We start from the raw sequence: 1493 nt of genomic DNA on the forward strand, positions 1-1493 counted from the left end.
GATGCAACAACCACTATTACTCAATCGCCAACACTGACCGTAACCAATACCGTAGCACCGACTGATATCGCTGCTCCGCAAACGCTAACCTATACCATTGTGGTGGACAATACGGGGAATACCAGTTTGACCAATGTCGCTGTAGTAGATCCTCAGGCAACCACTGGACCAGCCTATGTAAGTGGAGACTCGAACTCCAATGACATTATGGAGGTCGATGAGACCTGGACCTATACCGCGACCTATGAAGCCACACAGGCTGATATTGATAATGGAAGTGATATTGTACATACTGCCAGTGTAACTACAACAGAAGTAACTACTGCGGTAACTGATGATGCAACAACCACTATTAACCAGGTAGCTGTTATGGAGCTTACTAAAACCGATAGCCTGGCAGATACCGATGTCTCAGGAGATGACTCTGCAGGAGATATCATTACCTATACCATCACCGTAAGAAATACCGGGAATGTTACCCTTTCCAATATCGTGGTAACTGATAATGATGCCAACATCCCCGCAGGAGATGAGACCATTGCTAGCCTGGCTCCGGGAACCAGTGTGGACATTAGTGCTACCTATACCCTTACCCAGGCAGATATCGATGCGGGAAGCTATGCCAACCAGGCTTCAGCCATCGCCGATAGCCCGGGCAATACAGTAGACGTAAGCGATGTATCTGATGATCCGGATACCGCAACTCCAGATGATCCGACCACTACCAACTTTACTCCGCAACCGGCTATAGAACTGGTTAAAACAGCGGTGTACTCTGATACTAACACCAACTCCGTGCAGGATGCCGGTGATCAGATCACCTATACCTTCACCGTAACCAATACCGGGAATGTAACCGTAAGCAGCATCAGCATTGATGATGCCCTGACTGGAAGCAACGACCTGGCCATCTCCCCCGCCGATCTGGCTCCGGGAGCTACAGGAACTGCTTCAGCGACCTATACCATTACCCAGGCTGACATGGATGCTGGATTCGTATCCAACTCTGCGACTGCTACAGGTGACAGCCCAGGTAATACCGATGATGTAAGCGATGTGTCTGATAATGGTGATGATACCGATGGAAATACAACCGATGATGCGACCGTGGTGAACTTTACTCCGCAACCRGCTATCGAATTGGTGAAAACAGCGGTGTACTCTGATACTAACACCAACTCCGTGCAGGATGCCGGTGATCAGATCACCTATACCTTCACCGTAACCAATACCGGGAATGTAACCGTAAGCAGCATCAGCATTGATGATGCCCTGACTGGAAGCAACGACCTGGCCATCTCCCCCGCCGATCTGGCTCCGGGAGAAACTGGTACTGCTTCAGCGACCTATACCATTACCCAGGCTGACATGGATGCTGGATTCGTATCCAACTCTGCGACTGCTACAGGTGACAGTCCAGGTAACACTGATGATGTAAGCGATGTGTCTGATAATGGTGATGATACCGATGGAAATACAACCGATGATGCGAC

General features: G+C 49.5%; 1 protein-coding gene. It reads left to right on the forward strand.

Annotation, left to right across the window (positions count from 1 at the left end):
* On the forward strand, positions 1-1493 hold a 1493-nt coding region (locus FGM01_RS14425), incomplete at both ends, for a DUF7507 domain-containing protein (RefSeq protein WP_143411895.1).

Source organism: Christiangramia sabulilitoris (assembly GCF_007050985.1).
Classification (GTDB): Bacteria; Bacteroidota; Bacteroidia; order Flavobacteriales; family Flavobacteriaceae; genus Christiangramia; species Christiangramia sabulilitoris.